Source organism: Hymenobacter elongatus (genome assembly GCF_004745955.1).
In the GTDB taxonomy this organism is placed as follows: Bacteria; Bacteroidota; Bacteroidia; order Cytophagales; family Hymenobacteraceae; genus Hymenobacter; species Hymenobacter elongatus.
Genome location: NZ_SRLD01000012.1, coordinates 1 through 17,769 on the forward strand (window position 1 = coordinate 1; position 17,769 = coordinate 17,769).

General features: G+C 58.1%; 19 protein-coding genes. 6 read left to right on the forward strand and 13 right to left on the reverse strand.

Features of this window, described 5'->3' with window-relative positions:
* Positions 1–122: 122 nt before the first annotated feature.
* The 5 genes from E5J99_RS22015 to E5J99_RS07625 all read right to left on the reverse strand — a co-directional run bounded on the left by E5J99_RS22015 (position 123) and on the right by E5J99_RS07625 (position 6,597).
* Complete coding sequence (locus tag E5J99_RS22015; RefSeq protein ID WP_262712975.1) at positions 123–251, reverse strand: YggL 50S ribosome-binding family protein; 129 nt, start codon at positions 249–251, stop codon at positions 123–125.
* 110 nt (positions 252–361) lie between these two features.
* Positions 362–1,540 (reverse strand): acetyl-CoA C-acyltransferase, encoded by a 1,179-nt coding sequence (locus E5J99_RS07610; protein WP_135497126.1) that lies wholly within the window; start codon positions 1,538–1,540, stop codon positions 362–364.
* Between the two features lie 175 nt (positions 1,541–1,715).
* On the reverse strand, positions 1,716–4,124 hold the full coding sequence (locus tag E5J99_RS07615) for a 3-hydroxyacyl-CoA dehydrogenase/enoyl-CoA hydratase family protein (RefSeq protein WP_135497127.1): 2,409 nt from the start codon (positions 4,122–4,124) through the stop codon (positions 1,716–1,718).
* Positions 4,125–4,193: 69 nt separating this feature from the next.
* Positions 4,194–4,673: a MarR family winged helix-turn-helix transcriptional regulator gene (locus E5J99_RS07620; protein ID WP_135497128.1), complete on the reverse strand. Its 480-nt coding sequence runs from the start codon at positions 4,671–4,673 to the stop codon at positions 4,194–4,196.
* Between the two features lie 145 nt (positions 4,674–4,818).
* Positions 4,819–6,597 (reverse strand): AMP-dependent synthetase/ligase, encoded by a 1,779-nt coding sequence (locus E5J99_RS07625; RefSeq protein WP_135497129.1) that lies wholly within the window; start codon positions 6,595–6,597, stop codon positions 4,819–4,821.
* A 229-nt stretch (positions 6,598–6,826) separates the two neighbouring features.
* Between E5J99_RS07625 and E5J99_RS07630 the strand changes: the two genes are divergently transcribed.
* From E5J99_RS07630 to E5J99_RS07645, 4 genes are all read left to right on the forward strand, one after another.
* Positions 6,827–7,975, forward strand: coding sequence for a formimidoylglutamase (locus E5J99_RS07630; protein WP_135497130.1), 1,149 nt, complete (start codon positions 6,827–6,829; stop codon positions 7,973–7,975).
* An 87-nt stretch (positions 7,976–8,062) separates the two neighbouring features.
* Positions 8,063–8,332, forward strand: a complete 270-nt coding sequence (locus E5J99_RS07635) for a cytochrome b5 domain-containing protein (RefSeq protein ID WP_135497131.1) — start codon at positions 8,063–8,065, stop codon at positions 8,330–8,332.
* Positions 8,333–8,387: 55 nt separating this feature from the next.
* Positions 8,388–9,188, forward strand: a complete 801-nt coding sequence (gene murQ, locus E5J99_RS07640; RefSeq protein WP_135497132.1) for an N-acetylmuramic acid 6-phosphate etherase — start codon at positions 8,388–8,390, stop codon at positions 9,186–9,188.
* A gap of 245 nt (positions 9,189–9,433) precedes the next feature.
* Positions 9,434–10,000, forward strand: coding sequence for a hypothetical protein (locus tag E5J99_RS07645; RefSeq protein WP_135497133.1), 567 nt, complete (start codon positions 9,434–9,436; stop codon positions 9,998–10,000).
* 74 nt (positions 10,001–10,074) lie between these two features.
* On the opposite strand, the gene E5J99_RS21600 is transcribed toward E5J99_RS07645, so the two are convergent.
* The 3 genes from E5J99_RS21600 to era all read right to left on the reverse strand — a co-directional run bounded on the left by E5J99_RS21600 (position 10,075) and on the right by era (position 12,869).
* Complete coding sequence (locus tag E5J99_RS21600) at positions 10,075–10,377, reverse strand: hypothetical protein (RefSeq protein ID WP_210114413.1); 303 nt, start codon at positions 10,375–10,377, stop codon at positions 10,075–10,077.
* A 124-nt stretch (positions 10,378–10,501) separates the two neighbouring features.
* The gene (gene der / locus E5J99_RS07655; protein WP_135497134.1) at positions 10,502–11,824 is read right to left on the reverse strand and encodes a ribosome biogenesis GTPase Der; all 1,323 of its coding nucleotides are present in this window, start codon (positions 11,822–11,824) and stop codon (positions 10,502–10,504) included.
* 145 nt (positions 11,825–11,969) lie between these two features.
* A complete protein-coding gene (gene era / locus E5J99_RS07660) occupies positions 11,970–12,869 on the reverse strand; it encodes a GTPase Era (protein WP_135497135.1) in 900 nt (299 codons plus the stop codon).
* Between the two features lie 192 nt (positions 12,870–13,061).
* On the opposite strand from era, the gene E5J99_RS07665 reads away from it, so the two are divergent.
* Positions 13,062–14,090, forward strand: a complete 1,029-nt coding sequence (locus E5J99_RS07665; protein WP_135497136.1) for an NAD-dependent epimerase/dehydratase family protein — start codon at positions 13,062–13,064, stop codon at positions 14,088–14,090.
* Here E5J99_RS07665 and E5J99_RS21815 read toward each other — a convergent pair.
* Complete coding sequence (locus tag E5J99_RS21815) at positions 14,080–14,337, reverse strand: helix-turn-helix domain-containing protein (protein ID WP_245318786.1); 258 nt, start codon at positions 14,335–14,337, stop codon at positions 14,080–14,082. The two genes, E5J99_RS07665 and E5J99_RS21815, sit on opposite strands and share 11 nt — an antisense overlap.
* 51 nt (positions 14,338–14,388) lie before the next feature.
* The gene (locus tag E5J99_RS07670; RefSeq protein WP_245318787.1) at positions 14,389–15,069 is read right to left on the reverse strand and encodes an AraC family transcriptional regulator; all 681 of its coding nucleotides are present in this window, start codon (positions 15,067–15,069) and stop codon (positions 14,389–14,391) included.
* Positions 15,070–15,144: 75 nt separating this feature from the next.
* On the opposite strand from E5J99_RS07670, the gene hemH reads away from it, so the two are divergent.
* The gene (hemH, locus tag E5J99_RS07675; protein WP_135497137.1) at positions 15,145–16,179 is read left to right on the forward strand and encodes a ferrochelatase; all 1,035 of its coding nucleotides are present in this window, start codon (positions 15,145–15,147) and stop codon (positions 16,177–16,179) included.
* A 90-nt stretch (positions 16,180–16,269) separates the two neighbouring features.
* Here the strand turns inward: hemH and E5J99_RS07680 are convergent, their stop codons facing one another.
* The 3 genes from E5J99_RS07680 to E5J99_RS22020 all read right to left on the reverse strand — a co-directional run bounded on the left by E5J99_RS07680 (position 16,270) and on the right by E5J99_RS22020 (position 17,634).
* Entirely contained in the window at positions 16,270–16,746 is a 477-nt protein-coding gene (locus E5J99_RS07680) for a PRC-barrel domain-containing protein (RefSeq protein ID WP_167852038.1), read from the reverse strand.
* 84 nt (positions 16,747–16,830) lie between these two features.
* On the reverse strand, positions 16,831–17,496 hold the full coding sequence (locus E5J99_RS07685) for a hypothetical protein (RefSeq protein ID WP_135497139.1): 666 nt from the start codon (positions 17,494–17,496) through the stop codon (positions 16,831–16,833).
* 9 nt (positions 17,497–17,505) lie between these two features.
* Positions 17,506–17,634, reverse strand: a complete 129-nt coding sequence (locus E5J99_RS22020; protein ID WP_262712979.1) for a hypothetical protein — start codon at positions 17,632–17,634, stop codon at positions 17,506–17,508.
* Between the last annotated feature and the right edge of the window lie 135 nt (positions 17,635–17,769).

Here is a 17,769-nt window from a genome sequence, read left to right on the forward strand (position 1 = left end):
CGCTATTTATGGGCCGAAACGCTTTTTGACAACTCGCCCAAGGACACCGTCCTGCTCAAAATCCCGCGCCACCAACTCCACATCTGGCAAGAGGCCCTGGCATGGGCCGCGTAGGGCTAAAGTCAAGCTAACAGCGTGTCGGAGAATTCCAGGTAAGCGTCGGGGTTGTCTTCCTTGAGCCGATACGAGACGTTCCAGCTGAATTCTTTGAACTCTTTGCGGTACGTTTTCTTGCGGAGGCGCTTTTTCATAATCTGAGTTAAAAACAGCTTGAACTCATGCCGGGTGCAGCCTGAGTTTTCTGGTGGAGAAGCGCTGCCACGCTTTCCCGGCCAGCACCCGGCATGAGTTGAAGCCTGAATTACTTGAGCAGCTCGTAGATACCGGCTACGCCCTGGCCGCCGCCGACGCAGGCGGTTACCATACCGTATTTCTTGTTCTGAGCCCGCAGCTCATGAAACAGCTGGATGCTAAGCTTGGCGCCCGAGCAGCCCAGCGGGTGACCTAGGGCAATAGCGCCGCCGTTCACGTTCACTTTGCTCTGGTCCATGTTCAACTCGCGCATTACGGCCAATGATTGCGAGGCGAAGGCTTCGTTCAGCTCAAACAGGTCGATGTCTTCGAGCTTCATGCCCGCCTGCTTCAGCGCCTTCGGAATGGCTTTGATGGGGCCCATTCCCATGATGCGCGGGTCGATGCCTTCGGTGGCGTAGGTTACCATGCGGGCAATGGGCTCCAGGTTCAGCTCCTTCACCATGCGCTCCGACATCACGATTACGAAAGCCGCGCCATCGGAGGTCTGCGACGAGTTGCCGGCCGTTACGCTACCATTGGCGGCAAATACCGGCCGCAGCTTGCCCAGCACCTCCAGCGAGGTATCGGCCCGTGGGCCTTCGTCGGTATCTACTACGTAGGAGCGCGTCTTCTTCTTGCCCGAAGCTGGGTCGAGGTAGGTTTCGTTCACCGTGATGGGCACGATCTGCTCCTTGAACTTGCCTTCCTGAATGGCTTTAATAGCCTTCTGGTGCGAGGTATAGGAAAACTGGTCCTGGTCTTCGCGGCTGATTTTGTAATCGTTGGCTACAGCTTCGGCCGTAAGGCCCATACCCAGATAGTAGTCCGGGTACTTCACCGACAGATTATAGTTAGGAACCGTTTTCCAGCCCACCGTCGGTACCATGCTCATGCTTTCAGTGCCACCAGCCACGATGCAGTCGGCCATACCGGCGGCAATTTTGCCAGCCGCCATGGCAATGGTTTCCACGCCCGAGCCGCAGTAGCGGTTCACGATGAGGCCCGATACGTTCATCGGCAACGCCAACAAGGAAATCAGGCGGCCCATTTGCAGGCCCTGCTCCGCTTCCGGTACCGCATTACCCACAATTACATCGTCGATGCGCGTGGGGTCGAGAGCGGGCACAGAGGCCACCAGATGTTTGATTACGTCCGCAGCGAGGTCGTCGGGACGCGTGAAACGGAAACCACCACGGGTTGCTTTGCCAACGGCGGTGCGGTAACCGGCTACGATATATGCGTTCATTGTAGTTGAGTCTTAGAAAAGGTGGGAGTAGAGCTGCTTTTTCTAGTTCCCCTCCTTTTTCCGAGGAGGGGTTAGGGGTGGTTACTAGAGCTAGAGAATGAGAACTACTATTCGTTCTGGCGTTTCAACTACCCCTAACCCCTGCTTAGCTAAGGAGGGGAACTAGGTCTTAGCTCTAGTTTCTCAAAGGTTTGCCGGTCGTCAGAATGCTCTGGATACGCTCCAATGTTTTCCGCTCGCCGGTGAGGCTCAGGAAAGCGTCGCGCTCCAGATCCAGCAGGTACTGCTCACTCACTTCCGTCGGCGACGACAAGTCCCCGCCGGTCATGATGTAGGCCAGCTTGTTGGCAATCTTAACATCGTGGTCGGAAATGTAGTTGCCGGCGCGCATGGCGTGTACACCGGTCAGGAACATACCCAGGGCTCCTCGGCCATGAACCTTGATGTTGGTTTTTTGCACGGGCTGGGTGTAGCCGGCTTCCGAAAGCGCAATGGCTTCGGCCTTCGCCTGCGCAATCACCCGGTTACTGTTCACCACCACATCGTCGCCCCGACGCAGGAAACCCAGGTCGAAAGCTTCAGCGGCGGAAGTCGAGACTTTGGCAGTGCTGATGGTCACGAAAGCGTTGCGCAACAAGTTGAACTCGGGCTCCCCTTCCTCATACTTAGCGGCCGTGCGCAGGGTCATTTCCTTGGTACCACCACCAGCCGGAATCAGGCCTACGCCGAATTCCACGAGTCCCATATACGTTTCGGCCGAAGCCACCACCTTATCGGCGTGCAGATTCAACTCGCACCCACCGCCCAGCGTCAGGCCGTGCGGCGTGCCCACCACCGGAATGCTGCTGTAGCGCATGCGCATCATAGCATTCTGGAACTGCGCAATCATCATATTAATCTCGTCGTACTCCTGATCCAGGGCGTACATGTACACCAAGCCCAGGTTGGCACCCGCCGAGAAGTTGGGGCCGTCGTTGCCGACCACGAGGCCGCGGTAGCCCTGCTCAGCCAGATCCACGCCCTTCATCAGGCCCTGAATCACATCGGAGCCCAGGGTATTCATCTTCGAGTGGAACTCCACGTTCAGGATACCGTCGCCGAGGTCGATGACCGAAGCACCCGCGTTTTTCCAGAGTACCTTGCCCGTCGAGCGCAGGTTGTCGAGAATGATGAAGTTTTCGACGCCCGGAATGGATTTGTAGCTCTTCGAGTCGAGGTCGTAGAATTGCTTCACGCCCTGCTCGTTCACTTTGTAGAACGCCGTATGGCCGGCATCCAGCATTTCCTGCACCCAGGGAGCTACCGATTTGCCCTCGGCTGTGGTTAGTTCCAGCCCTTTGGCCACGCCCAGGGCATCCCAGGTTTCAAACGGACCCAGTTCCCAGCCGAAGCCAGCGCGCAGCGCGTCATCAATCTTATACAGGGCGTCGGTGATTTCCGGAATCCGGTTGGTGACGTAGGCAAACAGGCCCGCGAACATCTGACGGTAGAAATCTCCCGCTTTGTCTTTGCCGGCGGCCAGCACTTTAAAGCGGTCGGCCAGCTTCTCGATGGGCTTGGTGGCTTCCAGCGTGGCAAACTTCACCTTCTGACTCGGCTTGTATTCCAGCGTGTTCAAATCGAGCGCCTGAATCTCGGACTTGCCACCCGCGCCGGCTACCTTCTTGTAGAAGCCTTGCTTGGTTTTGTCGCCCAGCCACTTGTTCTCGCCCATCTTCTTGAGGAAGTCGGGCAGTTGAAATACGTCTTTAGCTTCGTCGTTGGGCAAGCCTTGAGCGAGGCCATTGGCCACGTTCATCAGCGTATCGAGGCCTACGACGTCGGAGGTGCGGAAGGTAGCCGACTTGGCGTGGCCAATAACGGGCCCCGTCAGCTTATCTACTTCCTCTACCGTCAGCCCCAGCTTCTGCATCACCTGCAACACGTCCAGAATGGCGAACACGCCCACGCGGTTGGCAATAAAGGCCGGCGTGTCTTTGGCCAGCACCGTGGTTTTGCCCAGGTACAGGTCGCCGTAGTGCAGCAGAAAATCCACGATGGCCGAATCGGTATCGGGCGTCGGGATGATTTCGAGCAGCTTCAGGTAGCGCGGCGGGTTGAAGAAGTGGGTGCCGCAGAAATGCTTTTTGAAGTCCTCGGAGCGGCCCTCCGTCATCATATGAATCGGGATGCCGCTGGTGTTGGACGTAATCAGGGTGCCGGGCTTGCGGAACTGCTCCACGCGCTCAAACAGACTTTTCTTGATATCGAGGCGCTCCACGACCACCTCAATCGTCCAGTCGTAGCCGGCAATATCCTTGAGGTTGTCGTCGAAGTTGCCGGTCTTGATGCGCACGGCATCGGCCTTGCGGTAAAGCGGCGACGGATTGGAAGCCACGGCAGCCTGCAGCGAGGCATTCACGATGCGGTTTTTCACCGCCGGCGCGTCGAGCTTCAGGCCCTTCTTTTCCTCGTCGGGGGTCAGCTCCTTGGGAGCAATGTCGAGCAGTAATACCTGCACGCCGATGTTGGCGAAGTGGCAGGCAATGCGCGAACCCATCACGCCGGAGCCTAATACGGCTACTTTCTTAATAATTCGGTTCATACAAAACAAAGCGGGTGTTTCAGGTGAGCGGAAGTCGAAGTGAATGACAGGCAAACGCCCCAACCAAGCCTACGCGGAGGCTGATTCGGGGCGGGAAGTTTTGAGCTTGAAGTCGTCGAACAAGGTTTTACCCTCTATCATGCCCGTAATCTGGCCCACGACTTTGAACATGATATCCAACTGGGCCTGGGGGATTTTCTCCCGCACTTTCAGGTTGAAATGCCGCACGGTCTGGCGCGACACCTCCTTCTTGCGCAGGCCGTCTTCAGTCAGGAAAATGCGTACGGAGCGCTTGTCCTGCGTGTCGGCCTGCTTATAGATCAGGCCCTTTTCTTCCATGCTGCGCAAGATGCGCGTCAGGCTGCGGGTTTCGAGGCCCAGCAACGGGGCAATTTTGGTAGCCGGCGTCCCGATTTCCTGGTCTATATTGAGCAGCACGAAACCAATACTGGTGGTAATATCGTGCTTGGCAGCCTGCGTATTATACATGCGCGAAATGGCATGCCAGGCTACTTTGATGTTATAATCGACGGTTTCTTCCGGTTTCATGAGCGTTGCGAAGTCGGGTAAACATACACATAATATGTTATGCTTGCATACTAAATTACGAGAAAAAAGTTTGGGACTACCCAAGCCTCTGATAGAAGAGTAGCTTCGGTAGTCCCAGGCTTTTCCGATGGCAAGCAGCAGTATTTTAGCGGCGGTCGTCCTGCTGATACAGGCCCTCAATCGCGCCTTTGTTGTTCTCCGTGATAATCTTGCGCTTCACCTTCATAGTGGGCGTCATCTCGCCGGTTTCCACCGTCCACTGGTTAGGTAGCAGCACGATTTTCTTGACCTGCTCCCACTGGGCGAAGCTTTGGTTGTACTTCTTCACCAGATCGTCGTACATCTGCACCACTTTCTCGTTTTTGATGAGCTGATCATTAGAGCAGTTAGAATCGACGCCGTTGCGCTTGCACCAGCCTTTCAGATCGTCGAAAGATGGAATGAGCAGAGCCGAAGGAAACTTCTGGTCGGCTCCTACCACCATAGCCTGCTCCACCAGCGGCGACTCCTTGAGTTTGCCTTCTATCACCTGCGGGGCAATGTACTTGCCGCCGGAAGTTTTGAACATTTCCTTTTTGCGGTCGGTGATCTTCAGGAATTTACCCTCTACCAGCTCGCCAATGTCGCCGGTATGGAACCAGCCGTCGGCGTCAAACTCCTTGGCCGTCAGCTCGGGCTGGTTGTAGTAGCCTTTCATCACCGACTCCGACTTGGTCAGGATTTCGCCGTCGGCGGCAATCTTGACCTGAGTGTTGTCGATGATAGGGCCTACGGTGCCAATCATGTTGTTTTCGGGCTCAAAGCCACCCACAGCAATAACGGGTGAGGTTTCGGTGAGGCCGTAGCCTTCCATTACCCGGATGCCGGCCGCCCAGAACACCCGCGCCAGCCGGGGCTGCAGAGCGCCGCCCCCGCTCACGATGCAGCGCAGGTTGCCGCCCAGCGCCTCGCGCCACTTATTGAAGATGAGCTTGTTGGCCAGCGCCAGCTGGGTGTTGTAGACGAAGCCGTGGTTTTTCTGGTTGTCGAACTTCAGCCCCAGGTCCAGGGCCCAGAAGAACAGCCCTTTTTTCGCGCCTTCCAGGGCATGGCCCTTGGCCACGATCTTGTCGTACACTTTCTCCAGCAGCCGCGGCACGGTAGTAAAGATTTCGGGCTTTACCTCGCGCAGGTTGTCGGCAATGACTTCCATGCTCTCGGCGTAGTAGATACTCACGCCGTTGAACATATAGAGGTAAGTGACCATGCGCTCGAAGATGTGGCAGAGCGGCAGGAAGCTCAAGGCCTTGTCGTTGGCCGTGACGGGCACGAAGCGCTGGGAGTTGCGGCAGTTGCTCAGGATGTTGTTGTGGGTGAGCATCACGCCTTTGGGGTTGCCGGTGGTGCCGCTGGTGTAGATGATGGTAAACAGATCATCGGGCTGCACGGCGGCTTTCAATGGCTCCAGCGTGGCGATGTCGCCTTTCTTACCCATTTCCAGCAGCTCGCTGAAGTGACGGGCACCTTCCACCTGGTCGAAGGTAAAAACGTGCTTTACTTCGGGCAGGTCGGCGGTGGCCTCTTTTACCTTGGCGTAGAGCTTCTCGTCGGATACGAACACGGCCTTTACGCCGGCATCGGTGAAGATGTACTTGTAGTCTTCGACCGTGATGCTGGGATACATTGGTACGCTGGTGGCCCCAATCTGGGAGATGCCGAAATCGGCAAACATCCACTCCGGCCGGTTCATGGAAATGATGGCGACTTTGTCATCTTTCTTGATGCCAAGCTGCAAAAGCCCCAGGCTGATCTGGTTGGCCTGATCCAGCACGTGCTGCGTGCTGAAGGGTTGCCAGGAACCGTCGATTTTGGCCGCCAGACAGTCGGCTTTGGGGGCGGTGGCAAGTTGGTGGGGCAGAATGTCAAACGAACGACGGACTTCCATGTAGGGGGGGATACAAGTGGTGGGAAACGCCGGAAGCAGGTGGAAAGACCTTCTCCGGGTGGGAGAATACACGAAACAAGGCGGCCTGACAGGCCAATGCTGCTTAAATAAATGGATTTTTTGCCATAATGCCTACTCCGGACCAGGGCAGACGGCAGTAGCAAGGCCGAAAAACTGGCTGGGGTGGTCGGTTTTGCGTAGTTTTGTCAGCCTGCACTCCCCGCGCCCGATGAATCTGGCCATCTTCTTTGATCCGCTCCACGAGGAGCTTACCGCCGCTACGGCAGCCTCTACTACGCTTGCCAACTACGCTACACGCTTTCTGGACACGTTTCCGGATTGGCGGGTAGCCGACGTGGCCCTTATCGGGCTGAACGAGTGGCGCGGCAGTGCCGGCGGCACGCCACTAGCGCACGGTGCCGACGAAGTGCGCCGCCGCTTCTACCAGTTGCAGAAAGGCACCGGCAGCCTTCGCCTGGCCGACCTGGGCAATCTGCGGCCGGGTCTCACTCTGGATGACACCTACCTGCGGCTGCGCGAAATAGTGGCTACCCTGCTGGAGCACAACACGGTGCCAATTCTGCTCGGCGGCAGCCAGGACCTGGATTACGGGCAATTCCTGGCCTACGAAACGCTGGAGCGTCCCGTGAGCTTCGCCATGATTGACTCGCGGGTAGACATGGCCGAGCACGACACGGCTCCGGCCGAAGACTCCCACCTGCGGCGCATTCTGATGCACGAGCCCAACTTTGTCTTCAACTTCGCCCAACTTGCCCACCAGCAATATTTGGTGGCTCCCGATGTGCTCACGGCGCTGGAAAAGCTCCACTTCGAAACCCTGCGCCTGGGTCAGGTGCGCGACGATATCCGGCAGGCCGAGCCGCTGTTGCGGCAGGCTGACTTTGTGAGCTTCGACGTGGCCGCCCTGCGCTGGAACGACGCGCCGGCTTACTACCCGGCGAACCCCTTCGGCCTCACCAGCGAAGAAGCGGCCAAGCTGGCGTGGTACGCGGGCCACAACGATCAGCTCAGCTCTTTCGGCCTCTACGGCTACCGCCCCGACCACGACACGCACGGTCTGGCGGCCAGCGCTCTGGCTACCATGCTCTGGTATTTCATAGAAGGATTTTACCACCGGCGTAACGAAACCGACTTCCAGAGCCGACGCTTCACGCGCTACGCCGTGGGGTTGCCGGGCTCTCCAGCCAAGCTGGTATTCTACAAAGCGAAGCGTACCGAAAAGTGGTGGCTGGAGGTCGAAAGCCTGGCCAATAGTGAGGTGAAGCGCATCGTGCCATGCAGCTACGAAGACTATTTCAAGGCCGCGCAAGGCGACTTGCCGAACCGCTGGATTTTGACGCAGGCACTGCTGGGCTAGCGGGTTTCAGGCTTTCTGTTGGCATTATTTGCACTTATTCGGTGGTAGTGGCAGCTTCCCCGCCGTATACATCCGCTGCACCCTACTATGAGTCAACCTTCCGCTCCAGCCTTGCTTCCTGAATACACGCGGGCCCAGCTGGCACTGCGCAACGGCCAGGACCGTGACGAAATCTGGGTGGGCTACAAGGGGTTGATTTACGACGTTACTCGCTCGCGCCTGTGGCGGCGGGGCAACCACTACGAGCACTGGGCCGGCCAAGACCTGACCAGGGAGCTACAAAAAGACGCGCCGCACACCGAGCACGTCTTCGATAAGTTTCACGTCATCGGCCGCCTCAAAAACCCTGCTTCCTAAGAAGTGGTTTGAGGAGTCAGACCTCCTCCCGCTTCCTCCACTTCACCGCCTCCCCGTGAGTACTACCGAAAGTCCTTCCCACTTCAATCACCTCGAAAAGCTGTCGGCCAAAGAGCTGCTGGCCGGCATGAACAGCGTGGACCAGACCGTGCCGCAGGCCGTAGCCCAGGCCCTGCCGCAGATTGAGGCGCTGGTGGAAGCCACGGTAGCCCGGCTGCAGCGCGGCGGTCGGCTCTTTTATATCGGAGCCGGCACCAGTGGCCGGCTCGGCATTCTGGATGCCTCCGAGTGCCCGCCCACTTTCGGTGTGCCCCAGGGTCTGGTTATCGGTATCATTGCCGGCGGCGACGCTGCCATCCGCAAAGCGGTGGAAAACGCTGAAGACGACCCCCAGCAAGCCTGGCGCGACCTGGCTGCCTACGCCATCAACACCGATGATATGCTCGTGGGCATTGCCGCTTCGGGCCGCACGCCCTACGTCATCGGCGGCCTGGCCCTGGCCCGCCGTCACGGCATTGCCACCGGCTGCATCGTCTGCAACCCCAACTCGACCGTAGCCGCCGTGGCCGATTACCCGGTGGAAGTACTCACCGGCCCCGAGTTCATAACCGGCAGCACCCGCCTCAAGGCTGGTACTGCCCAGAAACTGGTGCTCAACATGCTCACCACCGCCACCATGATCCGGCTGGGCAAAGTGAAGGGCAACAAGATGGTGGACATGCAGCTCTCCAACCTTAAGCTCGTGGACCGCGGCGAAAAGATGATTATGGACGAGTTGGGCATTGGGCAGGAAGGAGCCGCCGAGCTACTGAAGAAGCACGGCTCCGTACGGGCCGCTATTGAGGCACGCCGGTAGATTCTGCGGGCTATGATTCCTTAGTTTGGCCAGCGGTTGTGCTTTCCTGCCTGTTGCAGTTCTGGCGGTTTTTCCCGCTTTATTGTTAGGCTCAATAATCTTGCTGAGTATACTATCAAGACGGCACTGGCAGCGAACCGACTACCTGGATAGCGCGTTACTAAGAGCCTGTTTTTTCCTCTCCTTGAATCCGCTGTTGAACGAGGCACTCGTTCCCACGTCCAGCTGTAACCTGCCCGCTTGCTATGCATACTATCGAGCCACACTACAACTGGATTGACCAGTATTCCGCTTCCGAAGACCCTCGCTCTCCCCTGTTCGAAGCCGAAAATAGCCTCGATACCTTCACCAATACCATCTACGGCTACTATATCCACCCCCAGTGGGACAGCCTCGACTCCGAGACGCTGTTCCTGAAAATCCTGTTCGTCGACTACGACGAGGCCATTGCCATCATTGAGTTTATCGGGGAGTGGAACGACGCCATCGAAAATGACGTGATGCACCTCAAGCGCAACATCGTGGACGTGCTGGTACACGAGGGGATTCGCAAGTTTATTCTGGTGGGCGAAAACGTGTTCAACTTTCACGGCTCCGACGACTCCTACTACGAAGAGTGGTTTGAGGATGTGGAAGACGGCTGGATTGCCGGCGTCAACTTTCAGGAGCACGTCATCCGCGAAATGCGTCAGTTCAACGTCGACAACTACGTCAACTTCGGTGGTCAGCTCGACGAAATGCCGTGGCGCACCTACGAGCCGCGCAAACTGGTCAAGCTGGTCGATAAGCTTATCAGCCACCGGCTAGGGTAGCACACTACGGGCACAAAAAAAGAGGCTCCCCAGATTGGGGAGCCTCTTTTTTTGCCTTATACAGGCAGAGCAAATTACTGCTGGGTCGTGGTAGCGCCGGCAGCAGGAGCTGGGGTAGTCTGGCTTGGGTTGTTCACGTCAGCAGCATCTTCCATGGCGTCAGCCTTGTTGTCAGCCGAGTCACGAACCATATCAGCCTGCTCTTCCATAGCGTCAGCTTTGGCTTCGCCGCTAGCTTCTACGCCGTCAGCAGCATTTTCTTGAGCATTTTCAGTCTTGCTGTCGCACGAAGTGAACGAGAACGAAGCAGCAGCGAGGGCAAGGAAAAGAACCTTTTTCATGGTGAGGGTAATTAGTGGGGGTGATAAAAATTTCAAGTCAATGGGGATGAATCTGCTGGCGAACAAAACACAGTCCGTCGCAAGATTCAGGGCTTTATACCGCCCCCCTAAGAAGGTAACCCAACCGTAGAAATATATTTTCCCGGCTGGGTCCTAGTTTCTATTTTTTGCGGAATATGATACCGATAGGCACGCCGATGAACCCAAAGTTGTCGCGCATGCGGTTTTCGAGGTAGCGCACGTAGGAATCACTCACGTACTGCGGCAGGTTGCAGAAGAAAGCAAACACGGGGTTGTGCGTGGGCAGCTGCGTCACGTACTTGATGCGTACCATCTTGCCCTTCACGGACGGCGGCTGGTGCTCCTCAATCACCTTGAGCATCACCTCATTCAGCTGGGAAGTCGGGATTTTCTTGGTTTTGTTCTCGTACACCTGAATGGCCGTTTCAATGGCTTTGTGCACGCGCTGCTTGGTGAGCACCGAGGTGAAGATGATCGGCGGGTACGCAATGGGCGCAATCTTCTCCAGAATCTGCTCCTCGATTTTCTTGGTCGAGTTCGTCTCCTTATCCTCCACCAAATCCCACTTGTTCACCAGAATCACGATGCCCTTGCGGTTTTTGTCGGCCAGGGCAATGATGTTCACGTCCTGGGCCTCGATGCCACGGGTAGCGTCAAGCATCACGATGCAGACATCCGACTCTTCCATGGCCCGGATCGAGCGGAGCACGGAGTAGAATTCGATATCCTCTTTCACCTTGGTTTTGCGGCGCAAACCGGCGGTGTCGATCAGGATAAACTCGTTGCCGAAGGCGTTGTAGCGCGTTTTGATGGCGTCGCGGGTGGTGCCGGCAATTTCCGTCACGATGGTGCGCTCCTCGCCCAGCAGCAGGTTCACGAGGCTCGACTTGCCCACGTTGGGGCGGCCGACCACGGCTATCTTGGGCAGGCCTTCGTCCTGCACTTCTTCCCACGGATCTTCGAAATGCGAAACCACCGCGTCAAGAAGGTCGCCGGTGCCGGAGCCGCTCTGGGAGGAAATCGTGAAAATGTCGCCGTCGCCAACGCCCAAGGCGTAAAACTCGCCGGCGGCGTGGGCACGCGCATTGGTATCAGCCTTATTGGCAACGATGTAAATCGGCTTTTTGCCCTGATAGCGGCGCAGCACGTTGGCAAACTCTTCGTCGAGGCCCTGCATACCGGCATCGACGTCGACCATGAACAAAACCACGTCGGCTTCATCAATAGCGAGTTTTACCTGGCGGCGGATGCTTTCCTCGAACACGTCGTCGGAGCCGTGCACGTAGCCGCCGGTGTCGATTACGGTAAAGTGCTTACCGATCCAGTCGCCGTAGCCATAGTGCCGGTCGCGGGTGACGCCGCTTTGGTTGTCCATAATGGCCTTGCGGTGACCCACGAGGCGGTTGAACAGGGTGGATTTGCCCACGTTGGGGCGGCCCACAATTGCAATGGTATTCTTCATGTGTCTGACTCCAGCCGCCGGCCCGACCAAGTTCGGCAGTGCCCGGAGTAGTTAAGTGAGTGTGTGGTCGGATTTCTTACAGCTTAGAGGTGAGAACTTAGACGGATAAAGTCTTCATTCTACCCTCCGAGCTTTCAGTTCTACTTTATTGGCTGTACCCGAAGCGGTTCAGAGCTTTGGGGTCGGTGCGCCAGTTTTCGTTGACTTTGACGTGGGTTTCGAGGAAGACTTTCTTCTGGAAGAACTTCTCCATTTCCTCCCGGGCCCAGGTGCCGACTTTCTTCAACGCCTCGCCTTTATTGCCGATAATAATGCCTTTCTGGCTGGTGCGCTCCACGTAAATCGTGGCCCGGATGCGGATAATGGCTTCCTCTTCCTTGAACTCCTCGATGCCAACCTCGCAGCTATAGGGCACTTCTTTTTTGTAGAGCTTGAAGATTTTCTCCCGAATCATCTCGGCGGCGAAGAAACGCTCGGGCTTGTCGGTGAGCTCATCTTTGGGGTAGTAGGCGGGGTGTTCGGGCAAATAGCCGAGCACCAAATCCAGCAGCTCACCGGTACCAAACTTCTCCAGAGCCGAAATAGGCAGCACGCGGGTAGCGTTGGGCAACTGTTGTGCCCAGTACTCCACCTTGGCTTCCACTACGGCCTGGTCGGCCTGGTCAATCTTATTAATAAGCAGCAGAATGGGCGTATCCACCATTTTGCGCAGGCGCTCCACGACGGGCTCTTCATCGTGCTTTTCGTAGATATCGGTCACGAACAGCACCACGTCGGCATCTTCCAGGGAGCTGTACACGAACGACATCATGGCGTTGTGCAGCTCGTATTTGGGCTGAATAATACCGGGCGTATCGGAGTAGATCAGCTGGAAGTTGTCGCCATTGAGGATGCCCAGGATGCGGTGGCGCGTGGTCTGGGCTTTGCTGGTGACAATGCTGAGCCGCTCGCCCATCAGGGCATTCATCAGCGTCGACTTGCCCACGTTGGGTTTGCCGATAATGCTCACAAAGCCAGCGCGGTGCGGTGTAGGTTCGGAATTCACAGTATTTTCGAAATAAGTCTGCAAAGGTACCGCTTTACGGGCACACGCGCATCGTGTATTGTAAAATCAAGCAGTTGAGCTCGTTAAGCAGGCCGCCGATTTTCGTTTTTGGTCAATTCGTTTACGGAAACGGACAGCAGTCGGGGTGGGTTGGGGGCCGACCTTTGTCAGCTACTCAATCCACTCTCCGTTATGAACTCAACCCTGCGAATTCTCATCCTGGGCGGCACCGGCAGCATCAGTTACGCCGTTACGAATAACCTCGTCGCCAAAGGCTGTTGCGTTACGCTGCTGGTGCGCGACGTTGCCAAAGCCCAACGCCTGTTTGCTCCTGCCCCCAACCTGATTCTTGAGCAGGGCGACGCCCAAGACCGGGCGCGGCTGCTGGCAGTGAGCCGAGGCCACTCGGTTATTTTCCATGGCATCAACTACCCGTACCACCAGTGGTCGGGTAACATGGAGCGCGTGACAGCCAACGTCATCGAAGCCGCCAGCCAGGAACAGGCCACCATCGTATTTCCCGGCAACGTGTGCAACTATGGCCTCACTACCCCGATTCGGGAAGACTCCCGGCCGCAGCCCGTTTCGAAGAAAGGAGCCTTGCGCGTGCAGCTGGAGCAGATGCTGGCCGACGCGGCTCACGCCGGCCGCTGCCGAGTGCTGAATGTGCGCCTACCCGATTTCTGGGGGCCGGACGTGCTGAACTTCGGTATCACGCCCGTTTTTGAGGGCGCCCTCACCGGCAAAGCCCTGCCCTACCTGCTCAACGCCGACATTCCGCACCAGATGGCCTACACACCCGACGCGGCCGAAGTCATTAGCCGTCTGCTACTGGCAGGCCCCCAGCAGCCCTACGAAGTCGTGAACTACGGCGGGCAGGTGATGCCGTCGGTGCGGCGGTTTTTCGGGCAAATCAGCGCGGTGGCCGGGCAGCCGCTCCGTATTCGGGTACAGCCCCGCTGGCTGTTTTCGTTGCTGGGGCTCTTTATGCCGATGGTGCGGGAGGCGAAGGAAATGTTATACCTCTTCGAAAACAGCATTATTTTGGATGATACAATGCTACGCTGCCGCTTCCCTGAGTGGCAGGAAACGCCGCTTTCGGAAGCCCTTGCCACGACGCTGAGCTGGTTTGCCGAGCACCAGCTGCACCGCTCCTTTACGCCGGCTGGGGCAGCCGCTCCCACCGAAAGGCACCCGGTGTCTGTCCCGTCTAACGCTTGAAGGAGCGCACGAACACGCTGGGCTCCGAATACCCCAGCAGAAATGAAATGTCGGTCGTGCTCAGGTGCGGCTCGCGCAGGTGGCGCTCGGCCAGCTCCCGGCGCACGTCGTCGAGCAGCTGCTGGTAGCTCAGCTGGCCCTCCTTCAAATGCAGCTGGAGCGTCCGCACGCCCATTGCCAGCCGGTCGGCCACGGTGGCCAGCGTGGGTTCAGCTCCTCTTAGCAAGTCCACGATTTCGCGCTTCACCCGGTCGGGCAGGCTGGGCGTGCGCAGGCGCGCCAGCAGCGCGGCGGCGTGCTACTCAAACAGCGAAAACAGCGTCGGGTTGGCATTGATTATGGGTAACTCCAGCAAGCTGGCGGCAAAGACAATGCTGCTACGAGCAGCATCAAACACCAGCGTCGCGGGCGCAAAAACCCGCTCGTGCTCGTGCGTATCGGCGGGCCGGGGGTAGGCCAGATGTACTTCCTGCACGGGTAAAGGCTGCCCGGTAAGGGTCCGGAACGCACTGAAGTAGACGGAAAATTCGGAGTTGATGACGTATTCGGGGTAAATGATGGCCGCGCTGACTACCTCCAGATCGAGCCAGCAGACTTCCACCTCCCGGCGCAAAGTAAGCTGCGCACCGATGCAGGCTACCTCCTGGTAGCGCACCAGCTGCTCCAGCGCCGCGCCCAGCGTGGGGCAGTGCAGCATCACGTAGGCCAGAATGCCAATGGCCGTCGGGTCGACTCGCTCGCCCAGATGCAGCGCCAGATAGGGGTCGTTAGTGGCCTGCACTGCTTCCCGCCACAAGTGCTGAATGGTGGCAACGGGCACGCGGCCATGGGGGTCGGCAAGCTGGGCAGGCGTGAGACCCAGGCGCTGGCACAGGGCGGCTTGGTCGGCACCGGCTTGGGCAGCGGCCCACAGCACCACGTTCAGGAGCCCAACGGACGAAGTATCGGCCGAGCCGGCGGAAGGCGAATTGGTAGTCATGGGCAGAAAAATACGTGCTTCTCTCCAAACCCTGGGGGCCCTACCTTTGTCTTAACCGGACGACCGTACTTTTTTATGCCCAACCCTTCCTCTCCTCAGCGCCGTATCGGCGTGCTCCTCGTAAACCTCGGCACGCCCGACTCGCCCGAAACCAGCGATGTGCGCCGCTACCTCAACGAGTTTCTTACCGACGGGCGCGTGATTGACATTCCGGCCGCCGTGCGCTACCCGCTGTTTCAGGGTATTGTGGTACCGCTGCGTGCCCCGAAATCGGCCAAAATCTACAAGCAGCTCTGGACTGAGCGCGGCTCGCCCCTGCTCTTTCACGGCCTCGACTTGCAGCAGAAGGTGCAGGAAGAGCTGGGCCCGGACTACGTGGTGGCCTTCGGAATGCGCTACCAGAAGCCCAGCATCGCCAGCGCCCTGGAGGAGCTGCGGGCGGCTGAGGTGGAGCGGATTATTGTGCTGCCGCTGTTTCCGCAGTATGCCTCGGCCAGCACGGGCTCGGTGCAGCAGAAGGTGATGGATATTGTGAAAGACTGGTGGATAGTACCCAGCATCAACTTCATCAGCGCCTTTGGCTCCGATCCTGGCTTCATTGCTACCATCGTAACATTGGGAAAGCGCGAGCTGGACAAGCAGCACTACGACCACGTCGTGTTCAGCTACCACGGCATCCCGGAGCGGCATATCAAGAAGGGTGACCCCACCAAGTACTGCCAGTTCGGGAGCTGCTGCGACACGCTCACCGACCGTAACCGCTACTGCTACCGCGCCCAGTGCTTTGAAACCTCGCGCCTGGTGGCGGCCGGCCTCGGCCTCTCGCCCGACGACTACACGGTATCGTTCCAGAGCCGCCTCGGCCGCGACCCGTGGCTGAAGCCCTACACCGACATTGCGTTGAAGGACTTTCCGGCGAAAGGCATCAAGCACGTACTGGCCTTTAGTCCGGCCTTCACCGCCGACTGCCTGGAGACGACCATCGAAGTAGGCGACGAGTTCAAGGAATTGTTTGAGGAAGCCGGCGGCGAGCATTGGCAACTGGTGCCCTCGCTGAACTCGGAGCCGGAGTGGGTAGACGCCGTAGCCGCCATGATTCGGCGCAGCTAAACCGACTGATTTTCGGCGAGAACCAGGCACAGAAAGGGCGGCGAAAATCAATTCCGCCGCCCTTTCTGTGCCTGGTTTACTGGTTGGCCGTTAGCTAATGCGGCGGCGGAAAGCCTCGTTGGCGTCCGGGCGGCGGTTTTGGTAGAAGCGCTGTTCATTGTAAGAATCTTGGTCGTAGAAGCTGCCGATGTGGGCTTCCGGTAATGGCAACTGCAGCGACCGAAGCATAGCCTCCTCATATTGCCGCGTAATCTGGATTTCCTGGTAGGGCGGATATTCCAGCACCGATTCTTTGGTGAGAGAAGGCACGAATACATTGTCGCCTTCTTCATCCAGGGCCGCTACGCCCACCGGAATCAGAATATGCCGCTCGTGGTGGTTCACGTTCAGCGAGGCATCCAGCTCTACATCCAGGTAACGAACTTTCAGGCTGGCTTCCTCCACGATTAGCTCATGCACGTCACCGAACTTGTTACCGTCGCCGCCGCGCACGGCCCAGCCGCGCACGTCCGGACTATTGTCGGCTACTTCAAATTCGGTCAGGTCGCGTAGGCGACGCAAGTGCATGCCTTCAGTAGAGGGTATGGGTAACGACGTTGGCTCCATAGAGGCAAGATACAAGCGGATGGAATACAGGGACTTTTATTTCGCTTACGATGCCGGCTCATTGAGGGCCCGCACTATTTCGGCTGCTTTCGTGAAGTACACCTGCAAGGCAGACTGATCGGCAGCCGTACTATGACCCGAGAGCTGCCGCGCTTGCTCGCTCAGTTCCGCCACGGGCGTTTCCAGAGCCGGATAGGCTTTCTGCTGCATGGCCTGCATCAGCCCTACCACGGCTACCAGACCCGGCCGCAAGCTAGCATTGGGCTCTGAGCTACGACTAATGGCGCTGGTCAGGTCGTTGCGCCGCTCGCTCACGGCCGCGTCGCGCAGATCAGCGCGGTCAGCCAGCTCCCCGAGCGTAGCACTTAACATCTGGAGGCCTCGGCGGGCATAATCGGGGCTATCGGCTTCGTTGGCGGCAAAACTGGCCAACTCCTCGGGAGTAGATGGGGCTTCTTCGGCGGCTATGTCGGCCACGGCGGCTCCCGTACCCCCATCGGCGGGCGGCGGCGTGGCGCGGGCGGTTTCCTCGGCCTCCGAAACGGGAGCAGGACTGGCGCTGGTGACGGGGGTGGCAGGTCCGGTGGGCGCGGGACTGGTGTCGGCGCGTAGAAAGAAGTAGGCCAGCAGGCCCAGCACGGCCAGAGCCAGCAAAACGAGCAGCCAGGGGCTGGGAGCAGATTTCTTGCGCTGAATGTTGATTTCGGCCATGCGAGCGGATCAGTTAGGCGTCAGGCCCCCACCATTGGCGGCCCGTTGCTGCCGAATAATACGCATTCCGGCAGAGTTGGTCGGTGCCTGGGCCCGGCATTGCCCGCCGGCGGCTTCGTCCGATCCGGAACTAGGCATGCCGCCCGCCTTGTCGGCAGCAGCATGCCTTGAGTAGTCTGGCCCTGGAATAAGTCCGGTGCCAATGCTGTATCTAAAACTTGAGCATTATTTTTTTGCACTATACAACCTTCCCGTTCATCCTGATATAGAATT

Bases quoted from the DNA above. Each gene is read 5' to 3' on its own strand.
- E5J99_RS22015 (WP_262712975.1), bottom strand. From the start codon at position 251: ATGAAAAAGCGCCTCCGCAAGAAAACGTACCGCAAAGAGTTCAAAGAA.
- E5J99_RS07610 (WP_135497126.1), bottom strand. From the start codon at position 1,540: ATGAACGCATATATCGTAGCCGGTTACCGCACCGCCGTTGGCAAAGCA.
- E5J99_RS07615 (WP_135497127.1), bottom strand. From the start codon at position 4,124: ATGAACCGAATTATTAAGAAAGTAGCCGTATTAGGCTCCGGCGTGATG.
- E5J99_RS07620 (WP_135497128.1), bottom strand. From the start codon at position 4,673: ATGAAACCGGAAGAAACCGTCGATTATAACATCAAAGTAGCCTGGCAT.
- E5J99_RS07625 (WP_135497129.1), bottom strand. From the start codon at position 6,597: ATGGAAGTCCGTCGTTCGTTTGACATTCTGCCCCACCAACTTGCCACC.
- E5J99_RS07630 (WP_135497130.1), top strand. From the start codon at position 6,827: ATGAATCTGGCCATCTTCTTTGATCCGCTCCACGAGGAGCTTACCGCC.
- E5J99_RS07635 (WP_135497131.1), top strand. From the start codon at position 8,063: ATGAGTCAACCTTCCGCTCCAGCCTTGCTTCCTGAATACACGCGGGCC.
- E5J99_RS07645 (WP_135497133.1), top strand. From the start codon at position 9,434: ATGCATACTATCGAGCCACACTACAACTGGATTGACCAGTATTCCGCT.
- der (WP_135497134.1), bottom strand. From the start codon at position 11,824: ATGAAGAATACCATTGCAATTGTGGGCCGCCCCAACGTGGGCAAATCC.
- E5J99_RS07665 (WP_135497136.1), top strand. From the start codon at position 13,062: ATGAACTCAACCCTGCGAATTCTCATCCTGGGCGGCACCGGCAGCATC.
- E5J99_RS07670 (WP_245318787.1), bottom strand. From the start codon at position 15,069: ATGACTACCAATTCGCCTTCCGCCGGCTCGGCCGATACTTCGTCCGTT.
- hemH (WP_135497137.1), top strand. From the start codon at position 15,145: ATGCCCAACCCTTCCTCTCCTCAGCGCCGTATCGGCGTGCTCCTCGTA.
- E5J99_RS07680 (WP_167852038.1), bottom strand. From the start codon at position 16,746: ATGCACTTGCGTCGCCTACGCGACCTGACCGAATTTGAAGTAGCCGAC.
- E5J99_RS07685 (WP_135497139.1), bottom strand. From the start codon at position 17,496: ATGGCCGAAATCAACATTCAGCGCAAGAAATCTGCTCCCAGCCCCTGG.
- E5J99_RS22020 (WP_262712979.1), bottom strand. From the start codon at position 17,634: ATGCCTAGTTCCGGATCGGACGAAGCCGCCGGCGGGCAATGCCGGGCC.